Origin of the sequence: Rhodopila sp. (assembly GCF_035548235.1) — a bacterium.
Lineage (GTDB): Bacteria > Pseudomonadota > Alphaproteobacteria > Acetobacterales > Acetobacteraceae > Rhodopila.
Window position 1 is genome coordinate 1 of the sequence record NZ_DASZTJ010000148.1, and the last position, 17301, is coordinate 17301.

The 17301-nt window shown below is 68.2% G+C and carries 15 protein-coding genes and 1 tRNA gene; 7 read left to right on the plus strand and 9 right to left on the minus strand.

The window, feature by feature from the left end:
- Positions 1-1241: endonuclease Q family protein (locus VHB27_RS12815; RefSeq protein WP_325600953.1), on the minus strand; the 1241-nt coding region annotated here is incomplete at its 3' end.
- A 153-nt stretch (positions 1242-1394) separates the two neighbouring features.
- On the opposite strand from VHB27_RS12815, the gene VHB27_RS12820 reads away from it, so the two are divergent.
- Together VHB27_RS12820 and VHB27_RS12825 are read left to right on the plus strand one after the other, a co-directional pair.
- Positions 1395-1631 (plus strand): FitA-like ribbon-helix-helix domain-containing protein, encoded by a 237-nt coding sequence (locus VHB27_RS12820; RefSeq protein ID WP_325600955.1) that lies wholly within the window; start codon positions 1395-1397, stop codon positions 1629-1631.
- Entirely contained in the window at positions 1618-1989 is a 372-nt protein-coding gene (locus tag VHB27_RS12825; RefSeq protein ID WP_325600957.1) for a type II toxin-antitoxin system VapC family toxin, read from the plus strand. Before VHB27_RS12820 ends, VHB27_RS12825 begins: the two co-directional genes overlap by 14 nt.
- 105 nt (positions 1990-2094) lie before the next feature.
- Here VHB27_RS12825 and VHB27_RS12830 read toward each other — a convergent pair whose 3' ends face one another.
- The 3 genes from VHB27_RS12830 to VHB27_RS12840 form a co-directional block, all read right to left on the minus strand.
- Entirely contained in the window at positions 2095-3111 is a 1017-nt protein-coding gene (locus tag VHB27_RS12830; protein WP_325600959.1) for a 2-dehydropantoate 2-reductase, read from the minus strand.
- Positions 3112-3237: 126 nt separating this feature from the next.
- Positions 3238-3528 (minus strand): AraC family transcriptional regulator, encoded by a 291-nt coding sequence (locus VHB27_RS12835; RefSeq protein WP_325600961.1) that lies wholly within the window; start codon positions 3526-3528, stop codon positions 3238-3240.
- Between the two features lie 101 nt (positions 3529-3629).
- Positions 3630-4070: an AraC family ligand binding domain-containing protein gene (locus VHB27_RS12840; RefSeq protein ID WP_325600963.1), complete on the minus strand. Its 441-nt coding sequence runs from the start codon at positions 4068-4070 to the stop codon at positions 3630-3632.
- A 188-nt stretch (positions 4071-4258) separates the two neighbouring features.
- Between VHB27_RS12840 and VHB27_RS12845 the strand changes: the two genes are divergently transcribed.
- From VHB27_RS12845 to VHB27_RS12855, 3 genes are all read left to right on the plus strand, one after another.
- Entirely contained in the window at positions 4259-4579 is a 321-nt protein-coding gene (locus VHB27_RS12845; RefSeq protein ID WP_325600965.1) for an antibiotic biosynthesis monooxygenase family protein, read from the plus strand.
- 348 nt (positions 4580-4927) lie between these two features.
- The gene (locus tag VHB27_RS12850; protein ID WP_325600967.1) at positions 4928-5284 is read left to right on the plus strand and encodes a toxin-antitoxin system TumE family protein; all 357 of its coding nucleotides are present in this window, start codon (positions 4928-4930) and stop codon (positions 5282-5284) included.
- Positions 5281-5658 (plus strand): helix-turn-helix domain-containing protein, encoded by a 378-nt coding sequence (locus VHB27_RS12855; protein WP_325600969.1) that lies wholly within the window; start codon positions 5281-5283, stop codon positions 5656-5658. Before VHB27_RS12850 ends, VHB27_RS12855 begins: the two co-directional genes overlap by 4 nt.
- 450 nt (positions 5659-6108) lie before the next feature.
- On the opposite strand, the gene VHB27_RS12860 is transcribed toward VHB27_RS12855, so the two are convergent.
- The 4 genes from VHB27_RS12860 to mnmG all read right to left on the minus strand — a co-directional run bounded on the left by VHB27_RS12860 (position 6109) and on the right by mnmG (position 13745).
- Positions 6109-6198, minus strand: a tRNA-Ser gene (locus VHB27_RS12860).
- A 129-nt stretch (positions 6199-6327) separates the two neighbouring features.
- Complete coding sequence (locus tag VHB27_RS12865) at positions 6328-9138, minus strand: [protein-PII] uridylyltransferase (RefSeq protein ID WP_325600971.1); 2811 nt, start codon at positions 9136-9138, stop codon at positions 6328-6330.
- A 14-nt stretch (positions 9139-9152) separates the two neighbouring features.
- Entirely contained in the window at positions 9153-11762 is a 2610-nt protein-coding gene (mutS, locus tag VHB27_RS12870; protein WP_325600981.1) for a DNA mismatch repair protein MutS, read from the minus strand.
- A gap of 117 nt (positions 11763-11879) precedes the next feature.
- The gene (mnmG, locus tag VHB27_RS12875) at positions 11880-13745 is read right to left on the minus strand and encodes a tRNA uridine-5-carboxymethylaminomethyl(34) synthesis enzyme MnmG (RefSeq protein WP_325600973.1); all 1866 of its coding nucleotides are present in this window, start codon (positions 13743-13745) and stop codon (positions 11880-11882) included.
- Positions 13746-13895: 150 nt separating this feature from the next.
- Here mnmG and VHB27_RS12880 point away from each other — a divergent pair, with 150 nt between their 5' ends.
- Positions 13896-15470 (plus strand): gamma-glutamyltransferase, encoded by a 1575-nt coding sequence (locus tag VHB27_RS12880; RefSeq protein WP_325600975.1) that lies wholly within the window; start codon positions 13896-13898, stop codon positions 15468-15470.
- Between the two features lie 96 nt (positions 15471-15566).
- Here the strand turns inward: VHB27_RS12880 and VHB27_RS12885 are convergent, their stop codons facing one another.
- A complete protein-coding gene (locus tag VHB27_RS12885; protein ID WP_325600977.1) occupies positions 15567-15923 on the minus strand; it encodes a rhodanese-like domain-containing protein in 357 nt (118 codons plus the stop codon).
- Between the two features lie 87 nt (positions 15924-16010).
- Here VHB27_RS12885 and VHB27_RS12890 point away from each other — a divergent pair, with 87 nt between their 5' ends.
- Positions 16011-17177: an acyl-CoA dehydrogenase family protein gene (locus tag VHB27_RS12890; RefSeq protein ID WP_325600979.1), complete on the plus strand. Its 1167-nt coding sequence runs from the start codon at positions 16011-16013 to the stop codon at positions 17175-17177.
- Positions 17178-17301: the final 124 nt, after the last annotated feature.

Here is a 17301-nt window from a genome sequence, read left to right on the forward strand (position 1 = left end):
TCCTCGAACAGGCGGATCACGCCGTATTCGCCGTCATAGCCCGCCTGGCGGATGACCTTGCCGGCGCGCAGCCGGTCGACGGCCTCGCCCAGCAGCGGATGGACCTTGGCAATGTCCTCGACGGGCGTGGTTTCCAGCATCGACAATTCGGGACCAAGAACCGCGAGGGCGCGATCATAGGCGCTGACCGTCGCTTTCGAGGCGACGCCGCTGCCGACGATCTCCGAAACGATTTCCGGCAGCGGCACGAGGCTGGAGATGGGTCCCGCCGTGGGGGGTGGCGTCACGTCGGCGCTGTCGCGGTCGGCCAGCGCTTCCACCCGGTGGGCGACGCCGACCGTCACGCCTCGGCCGCAGACGGGGCAGCGGCCGTCCATCGCGATGGTTTCTTTCGGATCGAGCCGCACGCCGCAGGCGCGGTGCCCGTCCATGTGGTATTTGCCTTCCTCGGGAAAGAACTCCACCGTTCCGCCGTAGCCGTCGCCGGTTTCCAGGGCGTTGCGGATCGCGAAATAGTCAGGATCGCAGGCGAAGCGCGTGGCCTCGCGACCGAGCTTGCCGGGGGAATGGGCGTCGGAGTTGGAGGTGAGGCGGAAGCGGTCGAGCGAGGCGACGCGCCAGTTCATTTCGGGGTCCGAGGACAGGCCTGTTTCGACGGCGAAAATATTCCCGGCGAGGTCGCGATAGCATTCCTCGATCGAATCGAACCCCGACTGCGATCCCATCGCCGCGAACCAGGGCGTCCAGATATGGGCGGGGACGAGATAGGAGTCGGGCCCCGCGTTCAGCGCGATTTCCAGCAGGTCGCGCGAATCGAGGCCGAGGATCGGTCGGCCGTCCGAGGCGATGTTGCCGATTCGCGCCAGGCTCGCCGCCAGCCGATCGACGGTGTCGAGGGTGGCGGCGTAGATCAGGTGGTGGATTTTCCGGGTCTTCTCGCCCTTTTTGTAGATCGTCGAAATCTCGGTCGAGAGCATGAAGGACACGGGACGCCGGCAGGCCGGGGGCAGGGTATCCAGCACCGCCGATTCGATCTCCGGCTTCAGGCGGAACAGGCCGTTTCCGCTGGGAACGAGCTTGTCCTTGATCTCGGCGAGCCAGACCGGGTGGACGCAGTCGCCGGTGCCGACGACGGAAATCCCCTTGCGCGCGCCCCACCAGAGCAGGTGTTCGAGGTCGAGGTCCCGGCTGGTGGCCCTGGAATGCTTGGAGTGGACATGCAGGTCGGCGAGGAAATGCATGGGGCTCGGAGTCCGGTTGGGGCGAGACGGTGGGGTCGCTGGTAATGGGGTGGGGGTGGTGTGTCCAGGGGGCGGGGGTTTCGCGTCATTTCCCGTGGCGCCCTTGGTTCGGACCTGCTATCAAGGTTCCAAAATGGAGCAGATTTGGAGCCAATGCCGGTAAACCTGTCGATCAAAAACGCCCCCGACGACGTCGTGGACCGTCTGCGGCAGCGGGCGGAAAGGCACCATCGATCTCTGCAAGGGGAGTTGCTCGCCATCATCGAAGAAGCCGTCCAGGCAGAACGGCAACTGAGCCCTCGGCAATTCCTGGCCGAGGTTCGGCGTCTGGGTCTTCGCACGTCCGCCGACGCGGTCGCGATCATCCGGGGCGATCGTGACCAACGTTAAAGTCGTGGACGCTTCGGCGCTTGCCGCGCTGGTTTTCTCGGAACCGGACGCCGATGCCATGGCCGAACGCATGGAGGGGGCCAAGTTGGTTGCTCCTTCTTTGCTCGATTACGAAGTCGCGAATGTTTGTCTGGTGAAAATCCGGCGTGATCCAGGCCAACGGGATGCGCTGCGCGCGGCGTATGGGATGGTGCATCGGCTAGGGATCGAGACGATCGCCGTCGATCACGCCGGTGTCCTGGAACTTGCTGAGGCCACAGGGCTGACCAGTTATGACGCCAGTTATCTCTGGGTCGCACGCTCGCTGGGTGCGGAACTGGTTACGCTCGATCGCAAGTTGGCGGCGGCGGCGACGTAACGTCGAGATAGATGCCCGCACGTTCACGACCAACTCCGGACGCTTGAAACGACCGTGTGTACTGGGTTCCAGGCGGAAGCTGAGTGATCCGGAACGAGTCGACCTTCAACGCGATGTCTGTCCATTCTCCCCGGAACGCCCCCCGGCGGCGTCGCTGATGGCCTGAAGGAGCGTCCACAACATCCCGTTGAGGGGCGTCGGAATCCCGTGACGGTTGCCGGCCATGACGATGGCGCCCGTGAGCGCGTCCACCTCGAGACTGCGGCCGGCGAGTCGGTCGAAATACATGGATGTGCCGGCGTCGGCCGGATAGGTGAGAAGTGTCGCCAATATCCGCGACGGCTCGTCAGCGGCAAGCCGGGCGCCGTCTGCTCGTCCGACCGTGGCGGCTTCTTCGAGAACCGCGAGACAGAGGGCCTTGATGTCCTCGCGCCGCAAGATCGCCTGACGCTGGATAGTCAGCGCCGTGATCGGATTGGCGACAGCGTTGATCAGGAGCTTGCGCCAAGCGAGCGTATGGAAATCGGCGCTCAGACGAATCCGCATCGACGTGCCATCGAGCAGTTCGGCAAACGCCTGGCCATCCTCATTGTCCCGTACGGCGAGGTCGTATTCGCCGGCGTGGCGAAAGCGCATGCAATCGGGCGCCAGCCGCTCGCCATTGTAGTAAACGATGGTCGGCACCACGGTGGCCGGCCCCACCAGCGGGGCGAGACGCTCCGCGTGGCCGATGCCGTTCTGTAGCACGGCGACCCTGGTCTGGGGCCCGCAGAGCCGAGCGAGCCAGGTGCCGACCGATGGCGTCTGGTGCGCCTTGGTGCAGAGCAGCACCCACTCGACCGGCTCCGCTTCAACGGCGTCAATCAGGGCATGGACCGGAACCTCGACCCTATCCTGCGGCCGCTCGACGACAAGCCGTTCGATCGGGGTTCTGGTGCAGACGACGACATCGTGCCGGCCGGCTGCCGCGAGCGTCCCGGCGATGACGCCACCGATCGCACCGAGGCCGATGACGGCGATCGCCGCACGGGTCGGCGTGCGTGCAGGTCCGGCGCCGGCTGCGGCGGCGTCAGGGTCATCCGCCAACTTTCCTTCGGTCATCGCACGCAAATCCCGCTTCATTCGATCTTGCCAAAATGAGGTCCCCTTCTAAAGGGCCGCATGGCTTGGCGTATTGGCTGAAATTGCCGGCACGGTTGCTATTGCCGGCAATGCCGGCCGGCAACAGGCGAAAGCGGCCTGCCGAAACTAGCCGCTCCGAACCGCTGCTGCGAACTGCAGCGGCGTGATCCCGTAGCAGCGCTTGAAGTGTTTCGTCAGCGCGCTTTGATCACAGAAGCCGGTCGCCAATGCGACCTCTGCCAGCGCATCCCCGTGTCTGAGGCGGCGACATGCGGCACTCAGCCGAAGGTTGACCAGATAGGCGTGCGGCGTCAGGCCAATGGTGCGCTTGAACAAGCCGATAAGCTGAAAGCTCGTCAATCCGACGGTGTTGGCAAGTTCATCAAGCCCCAGATTGTCTTGGTACCGCGCGTGCATCAGTTCGACGATCCGATCGGCAAGGGCGTGATCCCGCGGCGCGCGCGGGGGACGCTCTCCGCCACTGCCGTGGCGTTGGAACAGTCCGCTGAAGGCATCAATCAGGCATTCGTCCGCGGCAAGGCATCGGCTTCCGTTTCGAAGGCGCGATGCAAACGAGCGAACCGGCCGACCAAATCGGTATCCCTGAACATGCTCTTTGCAAAACGGGGAATGCCGCCGATACCCAGGCGGCCGGCGATGAACGTCGTTGCTGGCCGCGTGAGGTAGACAGAGCGGTAGAGCCATTGTTTGCTCGTGCCCATGCGGGCCGACTGATTCTCTCCCGGATTGGAGACGAAGAGCACGGCAGGGCTGACGGCTTCGGTCACGCGCCCGCTGGTGACATCCGCGCCGCCGGACTCCGTCAGGGCGATGACATAAGCGTCATGCCTGTGCGGCGCGTAGTCATGTGCGGTGAAATCGGCCAGCAAGAGGCTCATGCCCGGAACATGATTGCTGCACCAGTACTTGGTGCGATTCTTCGTGTCTCGGCGCGCCATGTCGAATAACTCTTCCTAGGCTCTGCAGAACACAGTTCGTCTTCCCAGATTTTTTGCGGATCCCAGTGGCGGCGGTCGCGGCCGAGCATCGAAGGCTGCCTGCAATTTCAGCCAATACAACGTCGGGGAGCCCACCAACAATGGGAAATGGCGGGGGTGACGGACCCCTGGCTGTGATGGAGATTGCCATGATCGCCCGCATATGGCGTGGGACTGCACGAGCCGAAACGGCCGACGATTATCAACGTCACTTCACTGCGACCGTCGCACCGCATCTGAAGCAGATCGCCGGACATCGGGGCGCCTATCTGCTGCGGCGGGAGGACGGCGGCGAAATCGAGTTCATCGCCGTGACGCTTTGGGATTCGATCGAGCATGTCCGGGCATTTTCGGGACAGAACCCGGACGTTGCCATCGTCGAGCCGGAAGGCCGGGCCGCTTTGTCGAGCTTCGACGACTTTGCCCGGCACTATGCTGTCGCCTATGGGGAGGTCCAGGTCACGCGATGACCGAAAGACCGCAGTGACTTGGCGGCAACCCGTTCGGCACGAGGTCGTCATCCATGTCTTAGGAACAAGGCGTTGCCTGTGTGTCCAGTATGGACACTCTAACGTAGCTTAGCGAAGGGGGTGGGACGAGATCCTTCTTGAACGATGGACGGCAAGGGAAAAGGCCGGATGGCTGCTGGTCGGATGTCTCTGACGAGATTGAGATTATTGGACTCCTGCCGGACACCCTCTGCCGGCACTTCTAGCTGAAAGCTCAACGATATCAATCCTCCGGGCGCCAGCCACCCGTCCTATAGCCATCGGCAGGCCTCCCTTGTTTGTGTTGCTTCAGTATGATAACCATATGCCGTGACGGAGCCGCGTGACCCGACCCTCGATGTGCTTCTCGACCTCGACGGGCAGGTTCTCGTGGTGGACCCGGAGGGCGGCCACTGGGTTCGGTTCGTGGTGACGCGGGTGCCGGTGTCGCCGGAGAAGCCGCATGGCATCGACTACTCGCTCACACTGCATGGGCCGGAAGGCGAACGGCTGGCCGGCTTCGACAACGCCCATCCGGTCGCGCGGCAGAAGCGCGGCGAGCCGCAGGACCATCGCCACCGACTGCGGAGCATCCGCGCCTACGAGTACCAGGACGCAGCGACCTTGGTCGCCGACTTCTGGGAGACGGTGGACGCGGTGTTGCGCGAGAGAGGAGTGATCTCATGACCACGCTGAAGGTCGGCATCGCGAGCTACGACGAGATGAAGGCCCGGACCATGGCCGTAGCGCGCGGCGAGCATCGCGTCTCGCCCGGCGAGCCGAAGGTTTGGTTCACTTCGACCGAGTCCTTCGCCAAGGTCCTGTCGGCCGGCAACCGCGAGCTGCTGCGCGTCATCGCCGACAAGGCACCCGGTTCGCTCGAGGAGCTGGCGCGGATCACCGGCAAGGCGAAGTCGAACCTGTCGCGCACGCTGCGGACCATGGAAGGCTACGGCCTGGTCCGCCTCGAACGCGGCGAGCGCGGCCGCATCACACCCAAGGTCATGCACGATCGCGTGGAATTGGACTTGCCGCTCACGCTCTCGCGCAAGGCAAGCTGAACCATGACCGCTTTGGCGCAAGCAGGCCGCACCGCTGCCAGCCCGTCAAGGCTGGCGCGCTCCACGCCACCGCTTCGCGGCTTCGACCTTGACCGGCTGTCGCCGGTTCGGCGAAGGCTCGCCAAGCGATGAAGGTTCGAAGTGAGCGGCAGCGCTCCCTTCATCACGGCGTCTGCCCTCAGTCCGCCCGTATGCCGGTCTGCCGGACCTCAGCTATCCGCTGCACGACGGGCAGTACATGGTCATCGCCTGTGGCCGCGTCTGCATGCACCGCAAGAAGATCAACATCTCAACTATGCTGGCAGGTCAGCTCGTCGGCCTGAAGGAGGTCTAGGATCGACCTGGGGCAGAAAACCTTGCAACCCATCGGCAACCCGGCCGGCACGAGGTTGTCACCCATGTCTTAGGAACAGATCGTTACCTGGGTCTCCAGATCGGACAGTTCCGAAGTGGCGGAGAGGGAGGGATTCGAACCCTCGGTACCCATAAGGGTACAACGGTTTTCGAGACCGCCCCGATCGACCGCTCCGGCACCTCTCCGCGTTCCGGCCGTGGCCGGAGCGCTCAACTACCGGCAACACCCCGACAACGCAAGCAACTTCCCAGCGGAAAATCGCACCCCAGCCCCCGAGGCCAAGCCCAGGCATCCCAGCCCGACGGGCCGCGGCGTCAGCCTGCCGCCGCGCGCTTGATCTTCCGCGGCGTCGGCACCGGCGGGGCCACCGCCTCGTCGCCGCTGGTCAGCGCATGCAGCAGCGCGTCGCGCAACTGCCGCAGCTTGCGCTCGTTTTCGACCTTCATGCCGAAAACGTCCTTCACATAGAATACGTCTACCGCCCGCACGCCGTACGTCGTCACGTGGGCGGACCCGATCTGCAGCCCCTGTTCGCTGATCGCCGCCGTCAGGTCGTGCAGCAGCCCGGGACGGTCCCGCCCGTTCACCTCCACGACCGTATGGGTGTTGGAGGCATGGTTGTCGATCACCACCCGTGGCGGCACATGGATCGCCTGCATCCGCCGCCCGACCAGGATCTTCGACACGCGCTGGATCTCGCGGTCCAGCCGCAGCCGGCCCGACAGCGTCTGCTCGATCAGCACCGACAGCCGCGCCAGCTTGTGCGGCGCGTCGAACGTCCCGCCGGCGGCGTCCTGGATCCAGAACGTGTCCAGCGCCATCCCGTTGGTCATGGTGTGGATACGGGCGTCGACGATGGACGCGCCCGCCACCGCCAGCGCGCCGGAGATCTGGCTGAACAGCCCGGAATGGTCCGCCGTATAGACCGTCACCTCGGTCACCGCGCGGGCCGGCAGCGGCTGGGTGTCGACCGTCAGCGGGGATTTCCGCCGCTCCGAGTCCAGGATCAGCCGCGCGTGGCGCGCATGCGTCTCCGGGTCGAAGGACAGCCAGTAGCCGGCATAGCCCAGGGAGGTGAAATGCTCGACCTCCTCCGGCGTCCAGTCGGTCAGCAGCGCGGCGACGGCCTGCTTGGCCCTGGCGGCGCGGACGTCGCGTTCGGGGGTGGCCAGCCCGCCCTCCAGCACCTCGGCGACGCGGGCGTACAGCTCGCGCAGCAGCGTCGCCTTCCAGCCGTTCCACACCTTGCTGGACACCGCGCGCATGTCCGCGACCGTCAGGATCAGCAGCAGGCGCAGGCGTTCCGGCGACTGGATCGTCTCCGCCAGGTCCAGGATCGTCTTGGGATCGTCGATGTCGCGCTTGAACGCGGTGGCGCTCAGCAGCAGGTGGTGCAGCACCAGCCACGACACCGTCTCGGTCTCTTCGTCCGACAGCCCCAGCGCCGGCCCGACCTCCAGCGCGATCTCCGCACCGATCTCGGAATGGTCGCCGCCGCGGCCCTTGGCGATGTCGTGCAGCAGCATCGCCAGGTACAGCGACCGGCGCGACTGCACGTGCTCGATCAGCTCCGACGCGACCGGCGCGATCGTTCCCAGCTCGCCGCGTTCCAGCGTGTTGAGCACGCGGACCGCCTCGATCGTGTGCTCGTCGACGGTGAAGATATGATAGGTGTCGAACTGCATCTGCCCGACGATGCGCGCCCAGTCGGGAAGGTAGCGGCCCAGGAACCCGGTCTCGTTCATGATGTTGAGCCACTTGGCGCCGTCGGGGCTGGTGCTGCCCGCGCGCCGGTCCGGCTCCTTGCCGCAGAGCAGGTCCATGAAGATGTCGGCCGCCTGCTTGTCGCCGCGCAGCTGCACCACCCGGCGCTCGTTCTGGATGAACGAGCGCAGGGTCAGCGGGTGCAGCTCCAGCCCGCGATCGCGCGCGACCTGCAGCACCCGCAGCATCTGGATCGGTTCGGAGTCGAAATCCCGCCCGCTGCGGGGCATCAGCTTGCCTTCCGCCAGCACGAAGCCGGCGGCGAGCAGCGCGTCGTCCGTCTCCGCCTCCAGCGCCGGGGGGCCTAGGGCCGAGCGCAGGATCGCGGGTTCCAGGATGCGGGTCAGGCGGGCGATCTCGCGGGCGGTCAGGAAGTAGTGGCGCATGAAACGCTCGACCCCGTCCTGGCGGCCGTGCCGCGTATAGCCCATCCGTGCGCCGACGACCGGCTGCAGGTCGAAGGTCAGCCGCTCCTCCGCTCGGCCGGCGACGTAGTGCAGGTGGAAGCGGACGGTCCACAGGAACTCCCACGCACGGCGGCCGTGGCGGGCTTCCTGCTGCGTCAGGATGCCGCCCAGGTCGGCCAGCTCGCCCATGGTCTGGGTGTCGAAGACGTAACGGGCGATCCAGTACAGGGTCTGAAGGTCGCGCAGGCCGCCGCGGCCTTCCTTGACATTGGGTTCGACGACGAACGGACTGTCGCCGTAACGGCGATGGCGCACCGCCCGTTCCGCCTGCTTCGCCGCGATATACTCCGCCGCCCCCGCTTCCTTGCAGGCCGCGCGGAACCGCAGGTGGAAGTCGGCGAACAGCGCCTTGTCGCCGGTCAGGAACCGCGCATCCAGCAGCGCGGTGCGGATGGTGGTGTCCTTGGCGCCTTCCACCAGGCAGTCCTGGATGGAGCGGGTGGCGTGTCCCACCTTCAGCCCGAGGTCCCACAGGAAATACAGCATGTACTCGACCACCCGCAGCGTTTCCGGCGACGGATCGTGTTCGGTCAGAAACAGCAGGTCGATGTCGCTGAAGGGCGCCAGCACGCCGCGCCCATAGCCGCCCGTGGCGGCGACGCTGAGCTGGTCGGTGGGGTTCAGGTCCGTATTGGCGATGGTATGTTCGAACAGCGCCTGCACCACCCCGTCCACCAGCGCGCCCAGCAGCCGCGCGGCCTGCAGGCCGGTGAGCTGCTCATGCTCGAACGCATGCTGCACATAGGACTGGATACGCGCGAGGTGGCGGCGGAACGCGGCGACGGCGGCCTCGCGCGGCACCGGCGCCCCATCCACGGCCAGGCTCGCCAGCGCGTCCGACAGCAGGCTCGCGGCTGCTTCAGGCGCGCGGGGCAGGGGGATGGGAGTGAGCATGGCTGAAGATGGTACTATGCCGGATCGTCCGCGCAAGGCGCTGACAGGGATTTAAGATGGTACAGCGCGTCAAGCGCTTGGCGGGGCGTCATGGCATCGGGGTTCATATCACGCAGCGCGTCGTCCGCGGGCGACGAACCGGCCGGCGGGTCCGGTTCCGCCTGTGGCGCGGATGCCGCGAACAGCGGCAGCGCGTGCAGCGACGCCGACGCGCCCAAGGCTCCATTCTGCTTCTCCATCGCCGCCATCAGCGACGCGGCCCGCTTCACCACCGGCGCCGGAACGCCCGCGAGTTCCGCGACATGCACGCCCCAGGACCGTCCGGCGGCGCCTTCCGCCACCTCGTGCAGGAACACGACAGACCCCTTCCATTCCTTCACGCGCATCGTATGCGGCCGGAGGCGCGGCAATCGATCCGCGAGTTCGGCAAGCTCATGGAAATGTGTGGCGAAAATAGTGCGGCAGCGTATGGCGGAATGTAACGCTTCAAGCACGGCCCAGGCGATCGCCAGACCGTCCAGCGTGGAGGTGCCGCGCCCGATCTCGTCGACCACCACCAGCGATCGCGGGCCTGCCTGGTGCAGGATCGCCGCGGTTTCCGTCATCTCCACCATGAAGGTGGAGCGGCCGCGCGCCAGGTCGTCCGCCGCGCCGACGCGGCTGAACAGCCGGTCGACGATGCCCAGTTCGGCGCTGTCCGCCGGCAGCGGAAGCCCGGCCTGCGCCAGCACGACGAACAACGCGTTCTGGCGAAGAAACGTCGACTTGCCCGCCATGTTCGGACCCGTCAGCAGCATCAGCCGGCGGTCGGGCGACAGGTCGCAATGGTTGGGCACGAACACGTTCTGCCCGCTCACCGCCGCTTCCACCACCGGGTGGCGGCCGGCGCGGATGGAATAGGCCTCGGTCTCCGACAGCACCGGGCGCACCCAGGCGCCGCCCTCGGCCAGTCTTGCGGCGGACTGCGCGACGTCCAGGAACGCCAGGGCCGAGGCGCAGGCCGCCAGCGCGTCGGCCCGTTCGGCGATCCGCTCGACCAGGTGGTTGAACACCAGCTTTTCCCGCGCCGTGGCTTTTTCCGCCGCCTCCCGGATCTTCTGGTCCAGCTCCGACAGGGATCCCTCGGTGAACCGCGCGCCGTTGGCCATGCCCTGGCGGAGCGTCAGTTCGGGGAAGCCGCGCAGCGTCTCGACGGCGACCGCCGGCGCCTCGATCACGTAGCCAAGCTGGGCGTGGTGCTTGATCTTCAGGCTGGCGACCCCGAAGCGCTGGGCGAAATCGAGCTGCAGCGACGCGATCACCTGCCGGCTCTGGTCGCGCAGGGTGCGGTGCGCGTCCAACTCTCCGTCGAAGCCGGTGCGGATCACCTGCCCATCGTCCAGCCGCGCCGGCGCCGGGTCCGCCAGCGCCTCGGCCAGCAATTCCAGCAGGTCAGGGGCCGCCGGCAGGGCATTCCGAGCGGCGGCCAGCGCCGCGGGCAAGGGCGGGGCGAGGATTTCGGCGGCGCGGCCCGCGGCGGCCAGCCCGTCGCGGATGGCGGCAAGGTCGCGCGGCGTCCCGCGATTGAGCGACAGCCGGCCCAGCGCCCGCGCCACGTCCGGCGCCGACCGCAGCTCGCCACGCAGCCGCGCGGTGGCGTCGGGATTGGCCAGGCACCAGGACCACGCATCCTGGCGCGCGCGGATCGCGTCGATATCGGTCAGCGGCGCCGACAGCCACGTCCCCAGCAGCCGCGCGCCGCCGGCCGTCAGGGTCCGCTGTACCGAGGACAGCAGCGTGTGCTGCGTCCCGCCGTCGCGGGAGCGGTGGATTTCCAGGCTCCCCCGCGTCGCCGCGTCCATCGTCAGCGTGCCCGCCTGGCCTTGCGGCTCCGGCCGGCCCAGGCGCGGCAGCGCGCCCGACTGGGTCGAGCGGATGTAATCGAGCGCCATCGCCGCCGCGACCGCCTCGCCATCGGTGAAGCTGCCGAACGCGTCGAGGTTGACCGTGCCATAGGCCTCGGCGACCCGGCGGCGGGCCTGCGGCGGCGGCGAGGGGACCGGTTCAGGCGATCGCCGGTCGTCCCACTCGGTCAGGTCCAGGTTCTGCGGCGCCAGGATCTCCGCGGGTTCCAATCGGCCCAGCAGGGCGGGCAGGGCGGACGGGGGAAGGGCGGACGTCTCGAACAGGCCGGTCGACACATCGACCCAGGCCGCCCCTAAACCGCCCCCATCTCGGCCACCCCCATCTCGGCCACCGGCGTCCCAGGCCAGCGCCAGCAGCAGGTTGGGGCGGCCGGCTTCCAGCAGCGCATCCTCGGTGATCGTGCCGGGGGTGATGATCCGCACGACCTCCCGCTTGATCGGCGCCTTGCCGCTGCGGGCCTTGGGGTCTTCCATCTGCTCGACGATCGCGACGCGGAAGCCGCGGCGGATCAGGCGGGCGAGGTAGATTTCCGCGGCGTGGTGCGGCACGCCGCACATCGGGATCGGCGTGCCGTTATGCTCGCCGCGATGCGACAGCGCGATGTCCAGCGCGGCGGACGCGGCCTCGGCATCGGCGAAGAACAACTCGTAGAAATCGCCCATGCGGAAGAACAGCAGGGCGTCCGGGTTCTCCGCCTTGGCGGCGAACCATTGGGCCATGGCCGGCGTCGCGCCGGCCGAGGCAGGGGGATGCAGCGTCGCGGCCGAAGGGGGTGCCGAGGGGGGTGCCAAGGGGGGTGCCAAGGGGGAGGATGCCAAAGGGGATGCCAACGCAGGTCAGGCGGCCGCGGCGACGGCGCGCTTGCGCAGGTGCGCGGCGATCGCGGCCAGCGCGGCGGGGGTGATCCCCTGGATCCGCGCCGCCGATCCCAGCGTCTCGGGCCGCACGCGGTTCAGCTTCTCGCGCATTTCCGCCGACAGGCCGCCGATGTCGTCGAACACGACGCCGGCCAGCGTCACGCCGTCTTCCCGCCGGCTCAGCCGCAACTCGGCTTCCTGGCGGTGCAGGTAGCCGGCATAGCGCGCGTCGGTGCGCAACTGCGCCACGACGCGGGGCGACAGCGCGGCCAGCCAGGGGAAGGCCTCGGTGAGCGCAGGCCACGCGACCTGGTCGTTGCCGGACATCTCCAGCACCGTCCGGCGGCGGCCATCCGCCGGCGCCGGCACGCCCAGGCGGGCGACGGCGGCGGCGGTCAGCGTCTCGGACGCGGCGCGTTCCATCGCCGCGGTCAGCGCGTCCTTGTAGGCGGCGAACGCCGTCCGGCGCGCGGCGCCGACGCAGCCCCAGGCGATGCCCTTGTCCGTCAGCCGCAGGTCGGCATTGTCCGCCCGCAGGCTCAGGCGGAACTCGGCGCGGGAGGTGAACATCCGATACGGTTCGGCGACCCCTTGCGTCGTCAGGTCGTCGATCATGACGCCCAGGTAGGAATCGGTCCGGTCCAGCCAGACCGTGTCCTGTCCGGCAGCCAGGCGCGCGGCGTTCAGTCCGGCCATCAACCCCTGCGCCGCCGCTTCCTCATAGCCCGTCGTCCCGTTGACCTGCCCGGCGAGGAACAGGCCGGGCAGCGCCCGCACCGCCAGCCCGCGGGTCAGGCTGCGGGGATCGACGTAGTCGTATTCGACGGCATAGCCGGGCCGCAGCATGGCGGCACGCTCCAGGCCCGGGATGGTGCGCAGGATGGCGTGCTGGACGTCCTCCGGCAGGCTGGTGGAGATGCCGTTCGGATAGACCGTGACGTCGTCCAGACCCTCGGGCTCCAGGAAGATGTTGTGCCGGCCCTTGTCGGCGAAGCGGACGATCTTGTCCTCGATCGAAGGGCAGTAGCGCGGCCCGCGCCCGGCGATCTGGCCGGAATACACGGCCGAGCGATGGATGTTGTCGCGGATGACCGCGTGCGTCGCCTCGGTCGTGTGGGTCACGCGGCATTCGACCTGCGGGTTCGCCAGCCGCGCCGTCAGGGTGCTGAACGGCTGCGGGTCGGCATCGCCGGGATCGGCCTGCAGCCCCCCCCAGTCGATCGTCCGCCGGTCGAGCCGGGGCGGCGTGCCGGTCTTCAGCCGGCCCAGCGGCAGGTCCAGCCGGGCGAGGGATTCGGCGAGGCCGATCGACGGCGCCTCGTTCACCCGGCCCGCCGGCGTCTGCCGGTCGCCGATATGGATGACGCCGCGCAGGAAGGTACCGGTGGTCAGGACGACGGCGGCGCAGGGGATCGTCGAGCCGTCCTGGACCGTCACGCCGGCGATGCGCCCGTCGGGACCGGTCTCCAGCCCCTCCACCGAGGCGGCGCGCAGGGTGAGGTCCGGCGTTTCCGCCAGCAGCGCCTGCATGGCCTGGCGATACAGCTTGCGGTCAGCCTGGGCGCGCGGGCCGCGCACGGCCGGTCCCTTGCTGCGGTTCAACACCTTGAAGTGAATCCCCGCCGCATCCGCCGCTCGGCCCATCAGCCCGTCGAGCGCGTCGATCTCGCGCACCAGGTGGCCCTTGCCGATGCCGCCGATCGAGGGGTTGCACGACATCTCCCCGATCGTCGCCAGGCTGTGCGTCAGCAGCAGCGTGCGCGCGCCCATCCGCGCGGCGGCCGCGGCGGCCTCGCAGCCGGCATGCCCGCCGCCGATGACGATCACATCATACGAATTGGTCATCCCCCTTTACTGCCATAACCGGCGGCGCCCGCGCTACCGCTGCCGGATCATGGCACCCGCCCGAGGCGAAGGCGCCCGTGCGCCATCATCCCCTGGCGTCGCGCCTGTCCCCGTATCATGATCGCCGCCGCCGTATCGGAGACAAAGCGCATGACCTACCAGCCCGCCCCTCACGTGACCCAGAACTGGGTGCTGTCGAAGCCGGCGGCGACGGGGCGGCGGGGGATCGTCGTCTCCCAGGTCCAGGCAGCGGCCGAGGCCGGGGTGGCGATGCTGGAGGCCGGCGGCAACGCCATCGACGCGGCGGTGGCCACGGCGCTGGCCCTTGCCGCCGTCGAGCCTTGGAACTCCGGCCTGGGCGGCATCGGCTTCGCGCTGGTCCACCGCGCCGGGCAGCCGGCCGCCGACCTGGTGGATTTCGGTCCGGTCGCGCCGCGCGGCCTCGATCCCTCGGCGTTCAAGCTGACCGGGCGCGTGGTCCGCGACCTGTTCGCCTGGCCGCAGGTGGAGGGCGACGCCAACATCCACGGCCCGCTGTCCTTCGCCATCCCGTCCTCCACGGCCGGCTATGCGAAGATGCACGCCACCTGGGGCAAGCTGCCGTTGAAAGAGGTGATCGCCCCCGCCATCGCGCTGGCCAAGCGCGGGCTGCCGCAGGACTGGTACACCACGCTGAAAGTGGCCGCCTCGGCCGCCGTGCTGCGGCTGTATGACGAAAGCGCGCGCATCTACCTGCCCAACGGCCTGCCGCCGATCGCGCCCTACCAGGGCGCCACCGGCTTCTTCCGCCTCGGCCGCCTGGCCGACACGCTGGAGCATCTCGGCCGGGCCGGGCTGCGCGACCAGTATGAGGGCGACATCGCCGCCTCGATCGCAGCCGATGTGAAGGCGCTGGGCGGCGTGCTGTCGGCCGAGGACCTGCGGCAGTGCGAGGCGCAGATACGTCCGTCGATGCAGGTGCCGTGGCGCGGACAGACCTTGCAGCTTGCCGGCGGGCTGACGGCGGCGCCGACGATGGTGCGGGTGCTGGACCTGATGAATGAGGTTTCGTTCGGTAAGGAACCGGATGCCGCCTGGTACGTGGCGTTCGCCCGAGCGATGAAGACGGCCTATGCCGAACGGCTGTCCGGGCTGGGCGATGTCGACGCGCACGCGGCCGAGACCTGCACGACGCACCTGACGGCATGCGACCAGGACGGAACGATGGTGGCGATGACGACGACGCTGCTGTCGTCGATGGGAAGCCGCGCGGTGCTGCCGGGATCGGGGATCCTGCTGAACAACGGCGTCATGTGGTTCGATCCGAGGCCCGGCCAGCCGAACTCGATCGGCGGCGGCAAGCGGCCGCTGACCAACATGTCGCCGGTGATCCTGCGCGACGGAGACCGGCCCTGGTATGCCGGCGGCGCCTCCGGCGGGCGGCGCATCCTGGCGGCGGTGGCGCAGGTGATGCAGTTCGTCGCCGCGTTCGGCATGGACCTGCCGCGCGCGGCGCATCATCCGCGGATCGACGTGTCCGGGCCGGACGAGGTCTCGGCCGACCGTCGCCTGCCGGCCGCGGTGATCGAGGCCCTGGCCGCCGACGGGCCGACGCAGGTCGTCGAGCACGGGGTGATGCCGATCAACTTCGCCTGTCCGAACGTGATCGTCTCGCAGCCGGACGGAACGCGGGTGGGCATGAGCGACGTGGCCTCGCCCTGGTCGGCTGCCGTCGCGCAGTCGTAGCGTTCGCAACGGACTGGCCGAACGGACTGGCCGAACGGACTGGCTGAACCGACTGGCCGAACGGACCGACCCCTGGCCGCAAGACCGGCCGGGCGGTCAGTATCCCAGCTTCGCCCGCCAGGCGGTCATGCCGCCGCGCAGCACCAGCGCCTGCTGCTTGCCTGCCTTGCGCAGCGCCGTCGCGGCCATCGCCGAGCGGCGGTCGGTGTGGCAGACGAGCACGACCGAACCCGCCTGCCGCGCCAGTTCCGGAATGTGGCCCTCGAACGCCGGCAGCGGGATGTTGCGCGCGCCGTCGATATGACCGAGCGGACCGGTGAATTCGTCGGGATTGCGGACATCGATGACCGAGGGCGGCGTCCCGTCCTTGAGCATGGCGGCGAGGTCCGGGACGTCGATCCAGCCCTCCTGTTCGGCCGGCGTCTTGCCGAACAACCTGTTCATCAGGGACATGCGCCTGCTCTCCCGCGCTATTTCGCACGCTGCTCGGTTACCGCTATGCTGATGCACCAAAACCGGGCTGGAGGAAAGGGTCTCGCCATGGACTTCGCATTGAACGACGCGCAGCAGCAGATCCGCGACGAGGTCCTGCGGCTGTGCGCCAAATTCACCGATGCCTATTGGCTGGAGCGCGAGACCACCGCGACCTTCCCCCACGCGTTCTTCGACGCCATGGCCGCCGGCAACTGGCTCGGCATCGCCATGCCCGAGGCGTATGGCGGCGCCGGCCTCGGCATCACCGAAGCGGCGATCATGGCGCAGGCGATCGCGGAATCCGGCGCGGCCATGAGCGGGACGAGCGCCATCCACATGAACATCTTCGGCCTCAACCCCGTCGCGATCTATGGTTCGGAGGCCCAGAAGGCGCGGATGCTGCCGCCGGTGGTCGAGGGGAAGGACAAGGCCTGCTTCGGCGTCACGGAACCGAACGCCGGGCTGAACACGACCGAGATCCAGACGCGCGCCGACCTGCACGGCGATCACTATCGGATCAACGGGACCAAGATCTGGACGTCGACGGCACAGGTCGCGAACAAGATCCTGCTGCTGGCGCGGACCACGCCGCTGGACAAGGTCAAGCGTAAGACGCAGGGGATGACGCTGTTCTATACGGACCTCGACAAGACCCATGCCGAGGTGCGCCTGATCCACAAGATGGGCCGCCACGCGGTCGATTCGAACATGGTCTTCTTCGAGGACATGGTCGTTCCGGTTGAGAACCGGATCGGCGAGGAGGGCGAAGGGTTCAAGGCGCTGCTGCACGGTCTGAACCCGGAACGGATCCTGATTGCCGCCGAGGCGGTGGGGATCGGCCGGGCGGCGCTGGAGAAGGCGGCTCGTTACGCCCGAGAAAGGGTTGTGTTCGGCCGGCCCATCGGCCAGAACCAGGGAATCCAGCACCCGCTCGCCCGCAACTGGGCGGAGTTGGAGGCCGCGAACCTGGTCATGCTGAAGGCGGCATGGCTGTATGACAGCGGCCAGGAATGCGGGGCGCAGGCGAACGCGGCGAAATACCTGTCGGCGGAGGCCGGATACCGCGCGGCGGAACAGGCGGTCCTGACGCATGGCGGCATGGGCTATGCGCAGGAATACCACGTGGAGCGGCTGTTCCGGGAGAGCATGCTGCCCCGGATCGCGCCGGTCAGCCGGGAGCTGATCTTGAGCTACCTGGCGGAACGGGTGCTGGACCAGCCGAAGTCGTATTGAGGGATGAGGTGGGGGGGTCTCTACGCTCCCCTGGGCGGGATCGTCGTGGCGGGCGGAGGCCCGCCATCCATGCCTTGCGGCGTCGATATGGGAGACAGTCCTGGACGGCGGGCCTGCGCCCGCC

Bases quoted from the DNA above. Each gene is read 5' to 3' on its own strand.
- VHB27_RS12845 (WP_325600965.1), top strand. From the start codon at position 4,259: ATGATCGCCCGCATATGGCGTGGGACTGCACGAGCCGAAACGGCCGAC.
- VHB27_RS12865 (WP_325600971.1), bottom strand. From the start codon at position 9,138: ATGCTCACTCCCATCCCCCTGCCCCGCGCGCCTGAAGCAGCCGCGAGC.
- mutS (WP_325600981.1), bottom strand. From the start codon at position 11,762: ATGGCCCAATGGTTCGCCGCCAAGGCGGAGAACCCGGACGCCCTGCTG.
- VHB27_RS12830 (WP_325600959.1), bottom strand. From the start codon at position 3,111: ATGAAGCGGGATTTGCGTGCGATGACCGAAGGAAAGTTGGCGGATGAC.
- VHB27_RS12835 (WP_325600961.1), bottom strand. From the start codon at position 3,528: ATGCACGCGCGGTACCAAGACAATCTGGGGCTTGATGAACTTGCCAAC.
- VHB27_RS12880 (WP_325600975.1), top strand. From the start codon at position 13,896: ATGACCTACCAGCCCGCCCCTCACGTGACCCAGAACTGGGTGCTGTCG.
- VHB27_RS12820 (WP_325600955.1), top strand. From the start codon at position 1,395: ATGCCGGTAAACCTGTCGATCAAAAACGCCCCCGACGACGTCGTGGAC.
- VHB27_RS12885 (WP_325600977.1), bottom strand. From the start codon at position 15,923: ATGTCCCTGATGAACAGGTTGTTCGGCAAGACGCCGGCCGAACAGGAG.
- VHB27_RS12840 (WP_325600963.1), bottom strand. From the start codon at position 4,070: ATGGCGCGCCGAGACACGAAGAATCGCACCAAGTACTGGTGCAGCAAT.
- mnmG (WP_325600973.1), bottom strand. From the start codon at position 13,745: ATGACCAATTCGTATGATGTGATCGTCATCGGCGGCGGGCATGCCGGC.
- VHB27_RS12855 (WP_325600969.1), top strand. From the start codon at position 5,281: ATGACCACGCTGAAGGTCGGCATCGCGAGCTACGACGAGATGAAGGCC.
- VHB27_RS12890 (WP_325600979.1), top strand. From the start codon at position 16,011: ATGGACTTCGCATTGAACGACGCGCAGCAGCAGATCCGCGACGAGGTC.